This window comes from Moorena sp. SIO3H5, assembly GCF_010692395.1.
GTDB lineage: Bacteria > Cyanobacteriota > Cyanobacteriia > Cyanobacteriales > Coleofasciculaceae > Moorena.
This window is the reverse complement of record NZ_JAAHHS010000172.1, coordinates 1-15,125: the sequence shown is the minus strand read 5'-3', so window position 1 is coordinate 15,125 and position 15,125 is coordinate 1. Positions and strand designations below refer to the sequence as shown.

The following is a 15,125-nucleotide window of genomic DNA, read 5'->3' as shown; positions in this document are numbered from 1 at the left end:
TCCAGCATCAACTAGTTGACTCCCGATACCATTACCTTGGCATTCTGGCTTAACAGCAAGTGGTGCCAGAATATAGCCATGGAAATCTGGTTTTTCGGCAATAAATACAGGACTATATGCAATGTTTCCAATTATTTTATTGTCATCGACGGCTACCAATGATAGTGTACATGGCTCGGTAATATTGGAGATGAGGTCATCAGCGAGACTTGCCACAAGATCACCCTCCCCAATCGGAAAGGCTGACATATGTAAGGAGCGCACGCTCTCACGATCCCTTATTTCTGAATCTCGGATAATCATGTTGTGCGGCTTCAAGTATTGAGTTATTATTTAATTCTATATCCCATAAGGTACAACTTGATCCCCCTAAATCCCCCTTAATAAGGGGGACTTTGAGGTTGAAAAGCGTATCTCATAACTGATATACCAATTCTAAATGAATTGTGATAATTTTTGTTCCCTTTTCCCTATTACCTACTCCCTACTCCCTGTTCCCTGTTCCCTGTTCCCTGTTCCCTTTGGTATAGTTTTGTTCAACCCTAAATTGGCGATGAAAAATATAACTCTGCTATCTACCACACTCCTGATTGCTACCTCTGGATTGGTTTTGGTGGCACCCCAGGCAGCTTCAGCTTTAAATTGGAACTGGAGTTATTCTGCTCCTGGTATCGAAGCCAGTGGTACTTTCACTACTAATGATACTCCTGATGATTTGGGTTTTTTCTTGATTTCTGAAATTACTGGCACGCGCAACAGCGAAACCATTACTGGTTTGCAACCTACTGGTACTTCTACACCGGGAAACGAACCTTTCCAGGTTGACAATTTAATTAGTCTTGATGCTAATCAGTTAACAACTGACGGCTTTGGATTTTCCACCTCAGCTGGAAACTTTGTTAATGTCTTTTTCGCTAGTTTTTTGCAGCCGCCTGGTTTTTTTGAAATTTTTTCAGCACCGCCATTTATCACTGGTTTTGAAAATTTGGGACCAGAAGATAGCGAGTTACCGATTAGTTTTTCTGCGAAACCGGTGATTGTATCTGAACCCACTCATAGTATAAGTATCTTGACCCTTGCCACTCTCGGCTTAGCTTCAACCATCAAACGTAAACTGAAACCTTCCCCATCTAAACAAAAGGTTTAGCCTCAATGTTACCATTCAGCTATCAGCAGTCAGTTTACCGCTGACCGCTGACTGCTGATAGCTTAGATTTATCCTGCTTGAGATTTAGTCAATAATTTCATAATTTCTACAATCTCACCCTGTCGGTTAGACAGTTGTTCCTGTCGCTCATCTAAGTTCTCCATAAGGCCATACATTCGGGATTGACTTTCAGCTAAATTAGACTGAGAGTTTGCTAAATTAGCCATCACAGAATACAGTCGAGCGCGATCCCGTTTGAACTCATTGACAGTATCGGTTAGGGCTTCGATAGCACGAGCATTAGAATCGGTTCTTTGACGAAGCTCTTCGAGCTGTTGGCTGATCCGTTCAATCTGTTGGTCGATGCGCTCAATGGCAGTTAGTAAACGGTTGAAACGGGTATCAAACTGGTCTGAATTTGTCATTTGCTGCAATAGTTTTTAGTGTTTTATCAACAGCTATCAGTGGTCAGTGGTCAGCGCTCAGCCGTCAGCCGTCAGCCGTCAGCCGTCAGCCAAAGGCCACGCTACGCGAATGGCTCACGCTACGCAAACAGCTTTCCGTAACTCAGCATTATTCGAATGCTTACCTGTTGTCTTGATGCAGTCGCTCATGGGGAGGGGCTGCCTGCGGAACCTGCGTCCGCAGCTGTCTTGATGCAGTCGCTCATGGGGGAAACCCCCTGTTCCCTTGCTGCATCGCTGAAAGCCCCGTGGAAACCCCCTGTTCCCTTGCTGCATCGCTTATTCAAAAGCTGAACGCGCACGCGTGTGCGTAGCACATAAGCTGATAACTGATAGCTGATAGCTGATAGCTGATAGCTAGTGGTTCTAAACCCTAATTAGATTGAGTCAATAACTTCAGAATTTCTACAATCTCCCCTTGTCGGTTAGACAGTTGTTCATGTCCCTGAGAAAGTTGTTCCTGTCGTTGATCTAAGTTTTCCATCACGCCATACATTCGGGATTGACTGTCCGCTAAATTAGCCTGAGATTGAAATAAATTAGACTGAGATTGTGCTAAATTAGCCATCACAGAATACAGTTGAGCGCGATCCCGTTTGAACTCATTAACAGTATCAGTTAGGGCTTCAATGGCACGAGCATTGGAATCGGTTCTGTGACCAAGCTTTTCAATCTGTTGGGTGACAGCATCGATCCTGTGACCGAGTTGTTCAATCTGTTGGTCGATGCGCTCGAAGGCAGTCAGTAAAAGGTTGAAACGGGTATCAAATTGGTCTGAGTTTGTCATTTGCTGCAATAGTGTTTAGTGTTTTATCAAGAGCTATCAGCTGATAGCTGTTCGCGTAGCGTTGCCAAAGGCCTTTAGCTTACGCTAGTGGTTATAAACCCTAATTAGATTGAGTCAATAATTTCAGAATTTCCACAATCTCACCCTGTCGGTTAGACAGTTGTTCCTGTCGCTGAGAGAGTTGTTCTTGTCGCTCATCTAAGTTTTCCATCATGCTATACATTCGGGATTGACTTTGAGCTGAATCTGCCTGAGCTTTCGCTACATCGGCTATCAAAGAGTAGACTCGAAAGCGATCGCGTTTGAACTCACTGACAGTCCCAGTTAAGGCTTCGATGGCACGAGCATTAGAATCGATCCTGTGACCAAGCTGTTCAATCTTTTGGTTGGTCTGCTCGATAGCACGAGCATTAGAATCAGTTCTGTGACCGAGCTGTTCAATCTGTTGGGTGATCCGCTCGAGAGCAGTTAGTAAAAGGTTGAAACGGGTATCAAACTGATCTGAGTTTGTCATTTGCTTTGCTGCAAGATAATGTTTACGATAGCAGTTATCAATTGCTTGAAGTACGTTTTGAATTTTAGGTAATAGGGAACAGTGAATAGGGTCAAAAATCTGTGTAAATCATAAGTATAATTACCGCTATCATTCTGATTAAATTACTGTAGATTCTGTTTATAGTGTGATTTTTATGGTGTGATTTGCGATTACACGCTGTGACGGTTAATTTTTACCATTGCTCTATTAGAACGGTTTTTTACTACTTATGATTTACCAGATGATTTACCTTGGCAAAAAAGCCACGCTACGCGAACAAGTTTATTCCCTTATCAAGGGAATTATTTGCGATTTATTGACGGTAGCAAGGAGCAATTATTACTCCCTAATCCCTACTTACTAAAATCCAGTAATTTGTACTTAAAGCAATTGGTATAACCATATATAATTATACACTATAATTGTCAATATTGACAATTATTAAAAACTAGCAATTACTAATAGATAACTAACTGCAATAATGGTGAGTTATTATAAAACCAAAAGTTACTCCTATTTCTTTCCTACTACTCCCGATTCCCGATTCCCGATTCCCTATTTATGTAAACTATAGCGTTTCTAGGACTCATGAGGTACACATTATTTTTTCCCTCTTCCCACTTCCCTTACCCTCCTGGGAGGGGTTAGGGGTGGGTTCCTCTTCCCTGCTCCGAAGTCCCTGCTCCGAAGTCCCTAAAAACCAGAAATTTTTACCTCACAAGTCGTAGAATTGCTATATAAAGTGGTGATCAAAAATTTGCCAGCAAGATTATTGTCTAAGATAAGGAAAATTGGTGGATTCTAAAACTCCGACAGTAGTTGCCCTGATTCCAGCCCGGGCTGGTTCTAAACGAGTACCTGGTAAAAATATTCGTCGTTTGAAAGGGCATCCGTTAATTGCTTATACTATTGCTGCTGCAACCCAAAGCCAAGTGTTCTCAGCAGTGATTGTTTCCACTGACTCAGAGGAGGTGGCGGACATTGCTCGTTACTATAACGCTGAGGTACCATTTTTGCGTCCGCCAGAGTATGCTACTGACAAATCACCAGATATTGAGTGGATTGATTACACCCTGAGGCGTTTGAGTGATATGGGGCGACAATTTGATTGCTTCAGCATCCTGCGACCAACCAGTCCTTGTCGCCAACCACATACCATTCAACGAGCTTGGCAGGGGTTTTTGGCTCAAGCTAATCAAGTAGACTCCTTACGGGCAGTAGAGAAATGCCAGCAGCATCCTGGTAAAATGTGGGTACTCAAGGGCAGCCTGATGAAACCTTTGCTTGAGCAGAACACCTTTCAATTAGGCAATTCTCAGGTTAACCATAACCTCCAACCCCCCAACCTCCAACCTTCAACCCCCCAACCTTCAACCCCCCAACCTTCAACCCCCCAACCTTCAACCCCCCAACCTTCAACCCTTCAACCTCCAACCCCCCAAACCCCCTGGCATAGTACTCCGTATCAGGCCTTGCCAGAGGTCTATGTGCAAAATGCTAGCTTAGAAATTGCTTGGTCAAAAGTGGTGCTGAAAGAGTATACAATTGCTGGAAAGGTGATTATGCCATTTATTACCCATGATCATGAGGGATTAGATATTAATGACTTGAAGGATTGGTGGTATCTGGAATATTTAATAGCACAGGGAGAAGCTCACTTACCTATGGTCTCCCAGAAACCAATTTAGTTTTTTCAATTTGGTAGGGAGCAGGGAGTAGGGACTTCGGAGCAGCGAGTAGAGAGTAGGGAGAATAGAAGAAAGAAGAGGGAAGTTGGAAGTGGAAAAAGATCCTGTGTACATCGTTATTATGAGAACCGCTATTTTCTGTAATTATTAGTTATAATTACTTATTTATTTGTTCAACAATGCTAAGTATAATTTGTTTAAAGGTTAAGCAAGTAAATAAGTAACCGATTAAGCGCTTATGCAGTTAAATTGGATATGATTCAGTGATAAAAAAACGTCAAACCTTATCCACTGATTACCGATTCCAGACTCCCTAAAACCTTACCAATAACCAACAACCCCAATCACCAATAACCAATGACAAATCTATCTCTAGTCCCGTTTCGGGAGTTTGAACGCCTCAAGGATTTAGACATTACTCCCGAAACTCATACTGAGCTTTTTGCTACCTACTGTCGCATCAATACCTTATATATGATAAAAAAGGCGGGTTCAGGGCATATTGGTAGTAGTTTTAGTAGTTTAGATATTGTTTGTTGGCTGTTTTTAAATGAATTACGGGTTAGGAAAACTAACTCTAATCAACCACGGGATATTTATTTTTCCTCTAAGGGTCACGATGTACCGGGTTTTTACTCGGTTTTGATTGGCCATGGTTTGCTGGAGTTTGAGCGTATCCATAGCTTGAGGCGGCTAGATGGACTTCCTGGCCATCCAGATATTTCGATTCCGTTCTTGGAAACGAATACTGGTTCCTTGGGAATGGGGGTTTCTAAGGCTAAGGGGATGATTAGCGCGAATCGGCTGATGGGTCGAGAGGGAAATGTTTATATATTAACTGGGGATGGGGAGTTGCAGGAGGGTCAGTTTTGGGAGTCTCTCCAACCAGCAGCAAATCTGGAATTCCATGAGATGACTGTGATTGTGGATCATAATAAAATCCAGTCCGATACTTGGGTGTCCCAAGTGAGTGACTTGGGGGACTTGGAACGGAAGTTTGCGGCCTATGGTTGGTATGTTGACCGCTGTGATGGTAATGATGTCAAGGCTTTAGGGAATGCGATCGCAAAATTGAAAGCAGTGACTAACCAGCCCAAAATCCTGATTGCTGACACCATTAAGGGAAAAGGCATCTCCTTTATGGAACACACGGCCATCAGACCAGAAGACAACTTATATCGCTTCCATAGTGGCGCACCGGATGATGAAGCCTACACGACCGGAGTCGCAGAACTCATTGCTGCTGCCAATACCCAATTGGAACAAATTGGAGCATCCCCCTTAGGAATAGAGATGGTATCCTATGGCAAACCTGCTGTAGCTGATGGAGCGCAACGACTGGTTAGTGCCTATTCCAAAGCTTTGGTTGCCCAAGCAGAACGGAATCAAGACCTGGTGGTACTCGATGCGGATTTAATGCTCGATTGTGGGTTGATTCCCTTTAAAGATAAGTTCCCGAAACGGTTCTTTGAGTGTGGCATTGCCGAACAAGATATGGTATCCCAGGCCGGGGGGATGGCACTGAAAGGGTTACTGCCCATCGTGCATTCCTTTGCTTGTTTCCTATCCACCAGACCCAATGAGCAAATCTATAATAATGCTACCGAACGGACTAAGATTATTTATGTTGGCTCCTTAGCTGGGTTGCTACCCGGTGGTCCTGGTCATTCTCACCAATCGGTAAGGGATATTTCTGCCTTAGGGGCGGTACCGAATATGGTGATGATTGAACCAGCTAATGAAGCAGAAGTATCCCTAGCTCTAGACTATTGTTTGCATCGAACTATCAGTAGTTCTTATATCAGGCTAGTCTCTATCCCCTGTCAGATTCCCTATCAATTACCAGAGGATTATCAGTTGGAATTGGGTCAGGGGATTGCCTTAACTGAAGGGCAAGACGCTATTTTATTTGGTTACGGTCCCGTGCTGCTGCCACAAGCCTATCAAGCTGCCCAGTTATTGGCTCAAAATCACGGTATCACCCTAAAAGTGGTGAATTTGCCTTGGCTAAATTTTGTAGATTTAGACTGGTTGGAGCAAATCCTCCAAGGTTACTCCTGGGTGTTTACCCTGGATAACCATTATGTAATAGGAGGACAGGGGGATCGGATTGTAAGTGGCTTGGCAGAATTAGGATTGTCTGGGCAAATACAGGTCAGGCAATTTGGAGTATTTGATATTCCGAAATGCGGTCAAAATCAGGAAGTGCTTCGTGCTCATCGGCTAGATGCTGAAAGTTTAGCATTTGATATTAATAAAACTATGATGTAGCATTTTTAGTTAAATTGTGAATATACTTCCTTAAAGAAAGGCAAGAGGCAAGGTAAGCCTTCAGCCGTTAGCTGTCAGCCGTCAGCTTACTTAAAATAAACCTTGAACGGGATAATTTAAATGTGCCCTTGACCCATTAAGAATTGAATTCGCCACGGGTATCACCTAATAGTTCGAGATTAATCAGAATTGAAAGTATGCTGGAAACTGATAGCTGATAGCTGATAGCTGATAGCTGATAGCTGATAGCTTACATAAATGTTATAATAATTAAGGGTAATTAACTAACAATTATTACCTCAGTTTATAGTACCATGGGAGTGTCATGACTACCGTTTTATTTTGGGACATTGACGGCACTTTATTAACCACAAAACGATCCGGTATATTTGCCCTAGAAGAGGCTGCCAGTGAAGTAATTGGTGAAACGGTTTCTCTGACAAATATAGAAACTGCAGGAATGACAGACCCAATAATTGTCGCTAATATTCTCAAGCAGTACGGTTTGTCCCCAGAACCAAAGTTGGTGGATCAACTGCTGAAATACTACGTTAACTACTTGCCTAAGAGTTTGCCCCGCCGAGAAGGATATGTCCTGGAGGGGGTAATCGAAATTCTAGATGCTTTGCATGATCGAACTGATGTGGTTTCGATGTTGCTCACAGGAAATATCGAAGCAGGAGCACAGGCAAAATTAACCTATTATGGCTTGGCTGATTACTTTAGTGGTGGTGGATTTTCCGATAAAACGGAAACTAGAGTTGATATTGCCCAACAAGCTTTAGCGATCGCATCGGAAAAGTATGGCGCGATTCCATCGGAAAAAACTTACGTCATTGGCGATACTCCCCATGACATTAACTGTGGCAAAGCCATTGGTGCTCGTGTGATTGCGGTTGCCACTGGTAAATATGACCAGGAGTCCCTAGAAGAACATCAGCCCTGGTGGACTATACCATCCTTGCCATCATCAACAGTGTTTATGGAAAAGATTGGCTTGAAGAATTAATTCTCCCACTATCCCATCCCTGCTGATTGCAACGCCATCTCCATCAAAATCTGATGAGCGGATTCTTCTTTAACCCCTTGAGCTGGCCGTCGTTGGATATAGGTGCCATCAGGCTGTAAATCCCAAGCTTGACGGTTATCTGCTAACATAATTGCCAGGATTTCTTCCAAATCTTTGGTAATCTCTGGGTCTTCCACTGGTGTCACTGCTTCTACCCGTCGATCCAAATTACGACGCATCCAGTCTGCACTGCCAATATAGACTTCCTCTTGACCCTGATTTTGGAAGTAAAAAATCCGTGAGTGTTCTAAAAAACGACCCACGACACTCACCACACGGATATTTTCACTGACTCCTTTAAGACCAGGACGCAGACCACAAATTCCCCGTACAATCAAGTCAATTTTTACACCAGCTTGTGAGGCGTTGTAGAGGGCGGCAATAATCTTGGGGTCTAGTAGGGAATTCATTTTGGCAACAATACGACCTGTTGCCCCGTTGCGGCAATGTTCAATCTCGCGCTGAATCATTTTGATCATGCGATCGCGTAAACTAAATGGTGCGACCAACAACTTTCGATAAGACTTTTGCCGTGAGTAACCGGTCAAAGAATTAAACAAATCTGTCAAATCTGCTCCTAAATCATCACGGCAACTCAATAGTCCTAAATCAGTATATAGTTTGGCAGTCTTAGAATTATAATTCCCCGTCCCAATGTGAACATACCGACGAATTTTATCCCCCTCCCGACGCACCACCAGCACAATTTTGGTGTGAGTTTTTAAACCCACCAAACCATAGACTACATGGACTCCAGCCTGTTCTAACTTTCTTGCCCAGACAATATTATTTTCTTCATCAAAACGAGCCTTTAGTTCTATGAGTACCGACACTTGCTCACCATTTTCTGCTGCTCTAATCAAGGCATCGATAATGGGTGAGTCACCAGATGTGCGATATAGAGTCATTTTGATGGCTAGGACATCTGGATCTTGAGTGGCCTGGGTAATAAAACGCTCTACCGTTGCGCCAAAGGAATGATAAGGATGGTGTACCAGCACATCCCTACTGCGAATCACGCTAAATATATCTTCCACATTCTCGTCCCCTAGGGGAAACCGCAGGCGTCGGGGCACCACTGGTTCCCACACAGGGTCTTTCAATTCTGGCCGTGGCAATGCCATCAACGACATCAAGTCACCCAGTGCCAACAGACCGTCGAATTCATAGACATCGGTTTCTTCAAGTTCCAGCTCTCGTATCAGGGTTTTCCTGACTAACTTGGAGGTGGTCACAGGAATTTCCATGCGCACGGCAGAACGTCCAAACCGTCGTTTCCGTAGTTCCTCTTCAATCGCTATCAGCAGGTCATCTGCCTCGTACTCCTCTACTGTCAAATCAGCATTGCGGGTAATACGGAAGGGATGACACTCCTGAATCTTCATCCCTGGAAACAGAGACTCTAAATTATGGGCAATGATTTGTTCGATAGGAACACCAGTCCAACTAGTCGTTTTTCCATTCTGTTTTTGCTGCAATTTTTCCGGGAGGGGAACAAAGCGCTTTAAGACCCTAGGAACTTTCACCCGAGCAAACAATTCTGCTCCCGTTTCCGGGTCTTTGACCACTACCGCCAGATTCAGACTGAGATTGGACATGTAAGGAAAGGGATGGCTGGGGTCCACAGCCAGGGGAGTCAGAACTGGAAAAATTTGCTCGCAATAGTAGTTTTCCAGGTAATTCCGCTGTTTTTGGTTCAAGTCCACGTAGTCGAGAATGTAAATCCCGGCTTTGGCTAGCAGGGGTCGCAGTTCCTGCTCACAGTGTTGATGCTGTTGAGTTACCATCGGTAACAGCCGCACTCTGATGGCATCGAGTTGTTCACTGGGTGTGCGACCATCGGCTGTCCGTTTACTAACTTGTGCTTCCACCTGTTGTTTTAAACCAGCCACCCGCACCATAAAGAATTCATCCAGGTTAGAGCTAAAGATGGCCATGAACTTCAGACGCTCTAACAGAGGCGTTCGGGGGTCTGTTGCTTCATGTAATACTCGGTTATTGAACTCCAACCAGCTCAGTTCTCGATTGAAGTAATAGTCAGGGTCACTTAGATTAAGCTCAATTGTGTTCTGTTCTGTGGTCTGTTCAAATTCAGGCGTATTATTTTTAAACTGAAAATCGATATTTTCAACTTCAGACTTATTCTTTTTAGCTTTACCCATGATCCTCAGAGTTAACCCACCTGATCAGGCTATTTTGTTGCAACGAGAGAATAGTCACTGAGATTCTAGCGTTAAACGAACCTCAAGGATTAAACAATTCGTCTTCTCTACCTACCCACCACTGACCTAAATTCATCAAATCCTGGTGAATATCTTCTAGTTCTCTGATATAAGCTTCCGATGATAGGGTGGCACGGCGCTCCTGAAGCTTCTTCAGACGCAGTTGCACGAGTAACCAGGGTTTGGAGATGCCGTCAGTAGCTTCTATATACTGCGCTAACTCTTTACTATTCATGACTTTAAGTTGAAGTTTGTCTAATTTTTTAATTAAGGTAACACGAAATATTAATTAATGTAAATTTATTTTTAGTTAGGATAGTTATTTGGTATTATTCAATACGCCCAAGGGGAAGAGGTAAAAGGCAAGAGGAACCCACCCCTAACCCCTCCCAGGAGGGGAAGGCAAGAGGCAAAAGTTCACGTGCATTAGCTTTGCGGCTTCTATCAATTTCCTAACTTTAATGCCTAGTGCTATATCTGGGGTTTACATAAGTTAACTTAGTGGGATGCTCCTTTGGAGCCGCTACGCGATTGACCTTGGCCAAAAGGCCACGCTACGCGAATGGTCACGCTTGTGGCCGTAGGCCAAACGCGAACGCAAAACTCTATAAGATCTCCCCATCTCCCCATCTCCCCACACCTCCCACACTTCCCACACCTCCCACGATTCACGATTCCCGACTCCCGACTCCCGATTCCCGATTCCCGATTCCCGACTCCCTATCTTCAAATCGACTATCCATTTAGAACACAAATTGCTATAAATTACTATGGGTAGGGGGGGGATGGAATAGATTGGGCTAACTAAGTTAGTTAACTAACTTAGTCTAGTCGGTTGTCAAAAACCCTAATTAGCCATTGGCTATCCTGGGGCTATTCCTCCCTTACCGATATTTGCCACGTGCTCTGATCACAAGCGAACTCTAAAAAATATGTTGAAAAAAGTTATTGCCCAGCTCAAAGACTGGTTCCCTGCTCCAGAAGTCCATGCCCACTGCGACGGACCTTGCGGGGTGTATGACCCAGCTGCTGCACGTATCACCGCTGAGGCAGTACTCTCCATGACCAAGAAGATCATTGATCTTCAGCCAGCGAGTAATGATCCAGCGGCAGTAGTTGCTTACCAAAATACCCTATCCCGGTTCATTGCTATTAAGGAAGAGCAGGCTCAGAAGACCAAAGAGGAAATACTGATCCTGTGGACAGACTATTTCAAGCCAGTACACTTGGAGCAGTTCCCAGACCTACACGATACCTTCTGGAAAGCCGCAAAGTTATGCTCTGCCTGCAAGGTGGAAGTTAGCCTTGAGCACGCCAATGAGCTACTCACCGCAGTAGAGAATATCCACAAGATTTTCTGGGCAACCAAGAATCGCGATATCGTCTGGTATAAGGCTAGCTAAACCTCAGAATGGTGAATTAAGAATGTAGAATGTAGAATGCAGAATGTAGAATGCAGAATGTAGAATGTAGAATTTAGAATGCAGAAGGCAGAAGCCAGAATGTAGAATGTAGAATTGTTAGTTCTTAGTTCTTAATTCTTAATTGTTAGTTCTTAATTCTTAATTCTTAATTCTTAATTCTTAATTCTACATTCTTAACTCAAATGCTTTATATCAAAAACAGTATTCCTGAGCTAGCACTGTGGATATTGCGAAAACGGTTGCGGTTCCGAGTTACAGGAGCATCAATGACTCCCCTACTGAAACCAGGAGAGGAAATCTTAATTGATCCGATAGCTTATCGACACATTCCGCCCAAAGTTGGTGACATAGTTGTTGCTAGACACCCTTACCAAAACCAGTTGCGATTGGTGAAACGGGTAACTGTGGTGCTGGAAGATGGACGTTGTTTCCTAGAAGGAGACAACCCCATAGAAAGTACCGATAGCCGCTCTTTTGGTTTAGTTGATGCTCAGCAAATTATTGGTAAAGTAACCAGTCGTTTTTTTTAATCGTTTTCTGTAACATCTGAAAGTTATCCCTTGGAATGTCTTTTTGGTTTTACCCACGCCACTCGCCCAAGAATTAGTAAGCCAATTGCTGAAGCAGAACCAACGAACAGATGAAGCGCCTGCTGTCCGGTAACAATCAGGGCAATACCAAAAGCAACAGTGATCACATTTGAGAATAATGGGAATAGAAAAACTCGCCAGTCCCGCATAACTACGTACCAGTTATACACAAAAATTATCGAAGGAACTAATTGCACCAACTGCATTAATTCTTTGCCCTCTTGAACACCATACAGTAGGGGAACAGCAACCGTGCTGGCAACTAAGATGAAATCCAGAAAGCGGGATTTTTTTAGTCCCAGGGCAATCAAGCACATGCCAGCAGTAATAAAGGTATAGAATAACCGATTGAGATCAGAAACTTGGCTGACATAAATCCAGTTATCCCCGATGTGTTCAGCAATTTCGTAGGAGTTAGCGATCGCAAAACAAGCATAGCCACAGTAGATCAGTGGTAGCGATCGCACCTTGACAACAGAAGTGTAGAATTGACTCCAATAAGAAAAAATCCAGATGTTAACCGCAGCAACCAGATAAACCAATAAATGGGCGGCAATTATTGCCAATTTCAATAGCGTGGGCATTGATTAGAGTAGTGTGATATCGTCTCCAGAATGATAACTATCATAGTAAGCTATCAGCTATCAGCTTAAGCGCTACGCGCACGCTTGGCCTTTGGCCACGCTTCGCGAACGCAAACAGCTATCAGCTATCAGCTTTTTTGCAGTTTTCGTACTTAATTTCCTGACTTCATAAAGGAGTTTTGACAATCAGATGTATTATACTTTAATTGGTGAAATCATCTGACTAGCTAAGAAAATAAATTGATTGACGATACACTAACTTAATTAATTGCCATGAATCGAGATGCCCTTGTCGTGGGGATTAATCAGTATCCCTTTCTAAAAGATACTCCGACAAGCAAGGCAAGACATCTGAAAACCCCTGCATTAGATGCAGAAGCGATCGCATTTTTATTTTCTGCTAAGAAACCAAGTATGATTCCAAAAAAAACTATTGCACTGACACACTACTTGGGCTCCGGGTGCATCTCCTTTAAAAGCTGTTTGACCCGGTCGATGGAATGGGCATCAGGGGTGGAACGGGCATCTTGCCCGTTTCCTGCCACAACCTCCAACTATTCCCTATTCCCGGTCATCCCTAGATTCTTCAGCGATAGGATCATTGCCAATATCAAATACAATCACAAATTCAGCATCCGGCATCAACCGTTTCAGAGCCTTTAAATGCCCCTCGGCATTAGACCGATTGCGGAAGCGAGCAACAACGACCCGTTGCATCTGCGGCAATAGCCGAACAACAGCCCACGGGTGTAGGCGGTGGTAATAAGTCATAATGAGTCATGTCTCCTTTGATGGGGAATCTAGAGCCAGCCTTGGGACTGTGGATAATCTGTTGGCTGGCTCTTGTCATGGAACATATTAGCGTCCATGGCATGGTTTTATTATAACATAAAAATATTATATTATAGCATATTTTAAAAATTTTTGTAACAAATGTTTGGGGTTGCTGAATTTTAAAATATTAAGCAACACTAAAATAGGAACAGGCAAGATGCCTATTCCACAAAGCTTTTCAATTCATTCCATTATTAAGCAAGGCTAGCTATAGCGTTTCTAGGACTCATGAGGTACACAGGATGGATTGTTTCACTCTTCCCTCTTCCCTGCTCCCTGCTCCCTGCTCCCTAAAACCTAGATATTTGTACCTGACTGAATTGCAAACCGCTATAACTAACACCAACTATAGGATGAAACACTCTGCTTGATCAAGTTCCACTCTCGAATTAGATGGGTTTCGCTTGGTCTAATCTTACGACCTTTTAACTCAGGGTGACGAGCATAGAACACCGCAGCTATTAATGCTGTAATTGTTTCCTGGTTATCATTGACGAAATAACTATAGTTTAGATCATCAGCATGGTTTTCATGATCAGTATAACCATCACAACTAGGTAATTTTCTCCAGACAATCCTGTTTTTCAAAGTTTCTTTAATAGCTAACCACTCTTGGTTGTACTGTGTTTGGTCAGACTTAAGACTATTGTTTGACATTTCTGGATTAACCTGCCAAAAATAAAAGTCAGTAAAATCCTTGACTACAAACTCGGGCACAGATGCCAAGGCGTGACCATGTAAAACAACTGATGCGGTAAGAATGGATAAGCCTAGAGATTTAAATTTGAGCATTGTCCGAAACCGTTACACTTATTTGTTTAGTTTTTCCTATCAATAGGAAAATAATTTAGCGATAGCCAAGGGACTTATTTCAACCAATATAGAACTGAAGGATAAGTTTTACTTCCGTAATTTCCATGAAAATAGTAGTTTATTTTGAAAAAAATACGAATTAAATAGTCCTGGTTTTAGTTGTGTTTTTTTTGTCATCTAGCCTAAGTCTGAAACCAATGGAAGCCTTACTTACACTAGTTTGAGACAACTCATAGGATTCCCAAAAAAAACTAGAGAACTTCAAATCATAAAATAGTACAATGCTCTTTTAGAGCCCTTACGCGAACGCATTTTTAGTCCCTGCTGTGGGTGAATCACTGCTTCCAAACCAGGGATAATTCCAAAAAAAACTGTTGCACTGACACACTACTTGCCCTCTGGCCTAGGTCTGAAACAGATCTAAGCCTGACTTACAATAGTTTTAACTAACTCAATAGCAGCATCTGGACTTGTTGCCAGAAACCTGAGGGGGTGACATGAGCACTAAAAAGCATATAGCATTTCTAGGACTTATGAGGTAAACATTATTTTTTCCCTCTTACCTGCTCCCGTCTTGATGCAGTCGCTCATAGGGGAAACCCCCAAGACCGCGCTGCATCGCTGCTCCCTGCTCCCTGCTCCCTGCTCCCTAACAACCATAAATTTGTACCTCACAAGTCGTAGAATTGCTATATGA

At 43.1% G+C, this 15,125-nt stretch carries 17 protein-coding genes; 8 read left to right on the top strand and 9 right to left on the bottom strand.

What is annotated here, in order from left to right; genetic code table 11:
• Positions 1 to 303 (bottom strand): GNAT family N-acetyltransferase (locus F6K52_RS18940; protein WP_293080867.1); only part of this gene is annotated, 303 nt, incomplete at its 3' end.
• A 136-nt stretch (positions 304 to 439) separates the two neighbouring features.
• Here F6K52_RS18940 and F6K52_RS18935 point away from each other — a divergent pair.
• Positions 440 to 1,147, top strand: coding sequence for a PEP-CTERM sorting domain-containing protein (locus F6K52_RS18935; RefSeq protein WP_293080864.1), 708 nt, complete (start codon positions 440 to 442; stop codon positions 1,145 to 1,147).
• A gap of 68 nt (positions 1,148 to 1,215) precedes the next feature.
• On the opposite strand, the gene F6K52_RS18930 is transcribed toward F6K52_RS18935, so the two are convergent.
• Positions 1,216 to 1,572: a hypothetical protein gene (locus tag F6K52_RS18930; protein WP_293080862.1), complete on the bottom strand. Its 357-nt coding sequence runs from the start codon at positions 1,570 to 1,572 to the stop codon at positions 1,216 to 1,218.
• On the opposite strand from F6K52_RS18930, the gene F6K52_RS18925 reads away from it, so the two are divergent.
• Complete coding sequence (locus F6K52_RS18925; protein ID WP_293080860.1) at positions 1,566 to 1,748, top strand: hypothetical protein; 183 nt, start codon at positions 1,566 to 1,568, stop codon at positions 1,746 to 1,748. The genes F6K52_RS18930 and F6K52_RS18925 overlap by 7 nt on opposite strands.
• A gap of 236 nt (positions 1,749 to 1,984) precedes the next feature.
• On the opposite strand, the gene F6K52_RS18920 is transcribed toward F6K52_RS18925, so the two are convergent.
• Positions 1,985 to 2,398, bottom strand: coding sequence for a hypothetical protein (locus F6K52_RS18920; protein WP_293080858.1), 414 nt, complete (start codon positions 2,396 to 2,398; stop codon positions 1,985 to 1,987).
• A 100-nt stretch (positions 2,399 to 2,498) separates the two neighbouring features.
• The gene (locus F6K52_RS18915) at positions 2,499 to 2,912 is read right to left on the bottom strand and encodes a hypothetical protein (RefSeq protein WP_293080856.1); all 414 of its coding nucleotides are present in this window, start codon (positions 2,910 to 2,912) and stop codon (positions 2,499 to 2,501) included.
• A gap of 815 nt (positions 2,913 to 3,727) precedes the next feature.
• On the opposite strand from F6K52_RS18915, the gene F6K52_RS18910 reads away from it, so the two are divergent.
• From F6K52_RS18910 to F6K52_RS18900, 3 genes are all read left to right on the top strand, one after another.
• Positions 3,728 to 4,621, top strand: coding sequence for a hypothetical protein (locus F6K52_RS18910; RefSeq protein ID WP_293080853.1), 894 nt, complete (start codon positions 3,728 to 3,730; stop codon positions 4,619 to 4,621).
• A 357-nt stretch (positions 4,622 to 4,978) separates the two neighbouring features.
• Positions 4,979 to 6,892: a transketolase C-terminal domain-containing protein gene (locus F6K52_RS18905; protein ID WP_293080850.1), complete on the top strand. Its 1,914-nt coding sequence runs from the start codon at positions 4,979 to 4,981 to the stop codon at positions 6,890 to 6,892.
• Positions 6,893 to 7,217: 325 nt separating this feature from the next.
• Positions 7,218 to 7,901: an HAD hydrolase-like protein gene (locus F6K52_RS18900; RefSeq protein ID WP_293080847.1), complete on the top strand. Its 684-nt coding sequence runs from the start codon at positions 7,218 to 7,220 to the stop codon at positions 7,899 to 7,901.
• An 8-nt stretch (positions 7,902 to 7,909) separates the two neighbouring features.
• Here F6K52_RS18900 and F6K52_RS18895 read toward each other — a convergent pair whose 3' ends face one another.
• Positions 7,910 to 10,123: an RNA degradosome polyphosphate kinase gene (locus F6K52_RS18895; protein ID WP_293080844.1), complete on the bottom strand. Its 2,214-nt coding sequence runs from the start codon at positions 10,121 to 10,123 to the stop codon at positions 7,910 to 7,912.
• 82 nt (positions 10,124 to 10,205) lie between these two features.
• A complete protein-coding gene (locus F6K52_RS18890) occupies positions 10,206 to 10,418 on the bottom strand; it encodes a hypothetical protein (RefSeq protein WP_293080841.1) in 213 nt (70 codons plus the stop codon).
• A gap of 266 nt (positions 10,419 to 10,684) precedes the next feature.
• On the opposite strand from F6K52_RS18890, the gene F6K52_RS18885 reads away from it, so the two are divergent.
• The 3 genes from F6K52_RS18885 (at position 10,685) to sodX (ending at position 12,137) form a co-directional block, all read left to right on the top strand.
• Positions 10,685 to 10,930, top strand: a complete 246-nt coding sequence (locus F6K52_RS18885) for a hypothetical protein (RefSeq protein ID WP_293080836.1) — start codon at positions 10,685 to 10,687, stop codon at positions 10,928 to 10,930.
• A gap of 185 nt (positions 10,931 to 11,115) precedes the next feature.
• The gene (gene sodN, locus F6K52_RS18880) at positions 11,116 to 11,586 is read left to right on the top strand and encodes a superoxide dismutase, Ni (protein ID WP_293080832.1); all 471 of its coding nucleotides are present in this window, start codon (positions 11,116 to 11,118) and stop codon (positions 11,584 to 11,586) included.
• Positions 11,587 to 11,789: 203 nt separating this feature from the next.
• Complete coding sequence (gene sodX / locus F6K52_RS18875; RefSeq protein WP_293080828.1) at positions 11,790 to 12,137, top strand: nickel-type superoxide dismutase maturation protease; 348 nt, start codon at positions 11,790 to 11,792, stop codon at positions 12,135 to 12,137.
• A gap of 23 nt (positions 12,138 to 12,160) precedes the next feature.
• Here the strand turns inward: sodX and F6K52_RS18870 are convergent, their stop codons facing one another.
• The 3 genes from F6K52_RS18870 to F6K52_RS18860 all read right to left on the bottom strand — a co-directional run bounded on the left by F6K52_RS18870 (position 12,161) and on the right by F6K52_RS18860 (position 14,407).
• The gene (locus F6K52_RS18870) at positions 12,161 to 12,781 is read right to left on the bottom strand and encodes a hypothetical protein (protein ID WP_293080825.1); all 621 of its coding nucleotides are present in this window, start codon (positions 12,779 to 12,781) and stop codon (positions 12,161 to 12,163) included.
• A 561-nt stretch (positions 12,782 to 13,342) separates the two neighbouring features.
• On the bottom strand, positions 13,343 to 13,552 hold the full coding sequence (locus F6K52_RS18865) for a hypothetical protein (protein WP_293080820.1): 210 nt from the start codon (positions 13,550 to 13,552) through the stop codon (positions 13,343 to 13,345).
• A gap of 399 nt (positions 13,553 to 13,951) precedes the next feature.
• Positions 13,952 to 14,407, bottom strand: coding sequence for a hypothetical protein (locus tag F6K52_RS18860; RefSeq protein ID WP_293080817.1), 456 nt, complete (start codon positions 14,405 to 14,407; stop codon positions 13,952 to 13,954).
• Between the last annotated feature and the right edge of the window lie 718 nt (positions 14,408 to 15,125).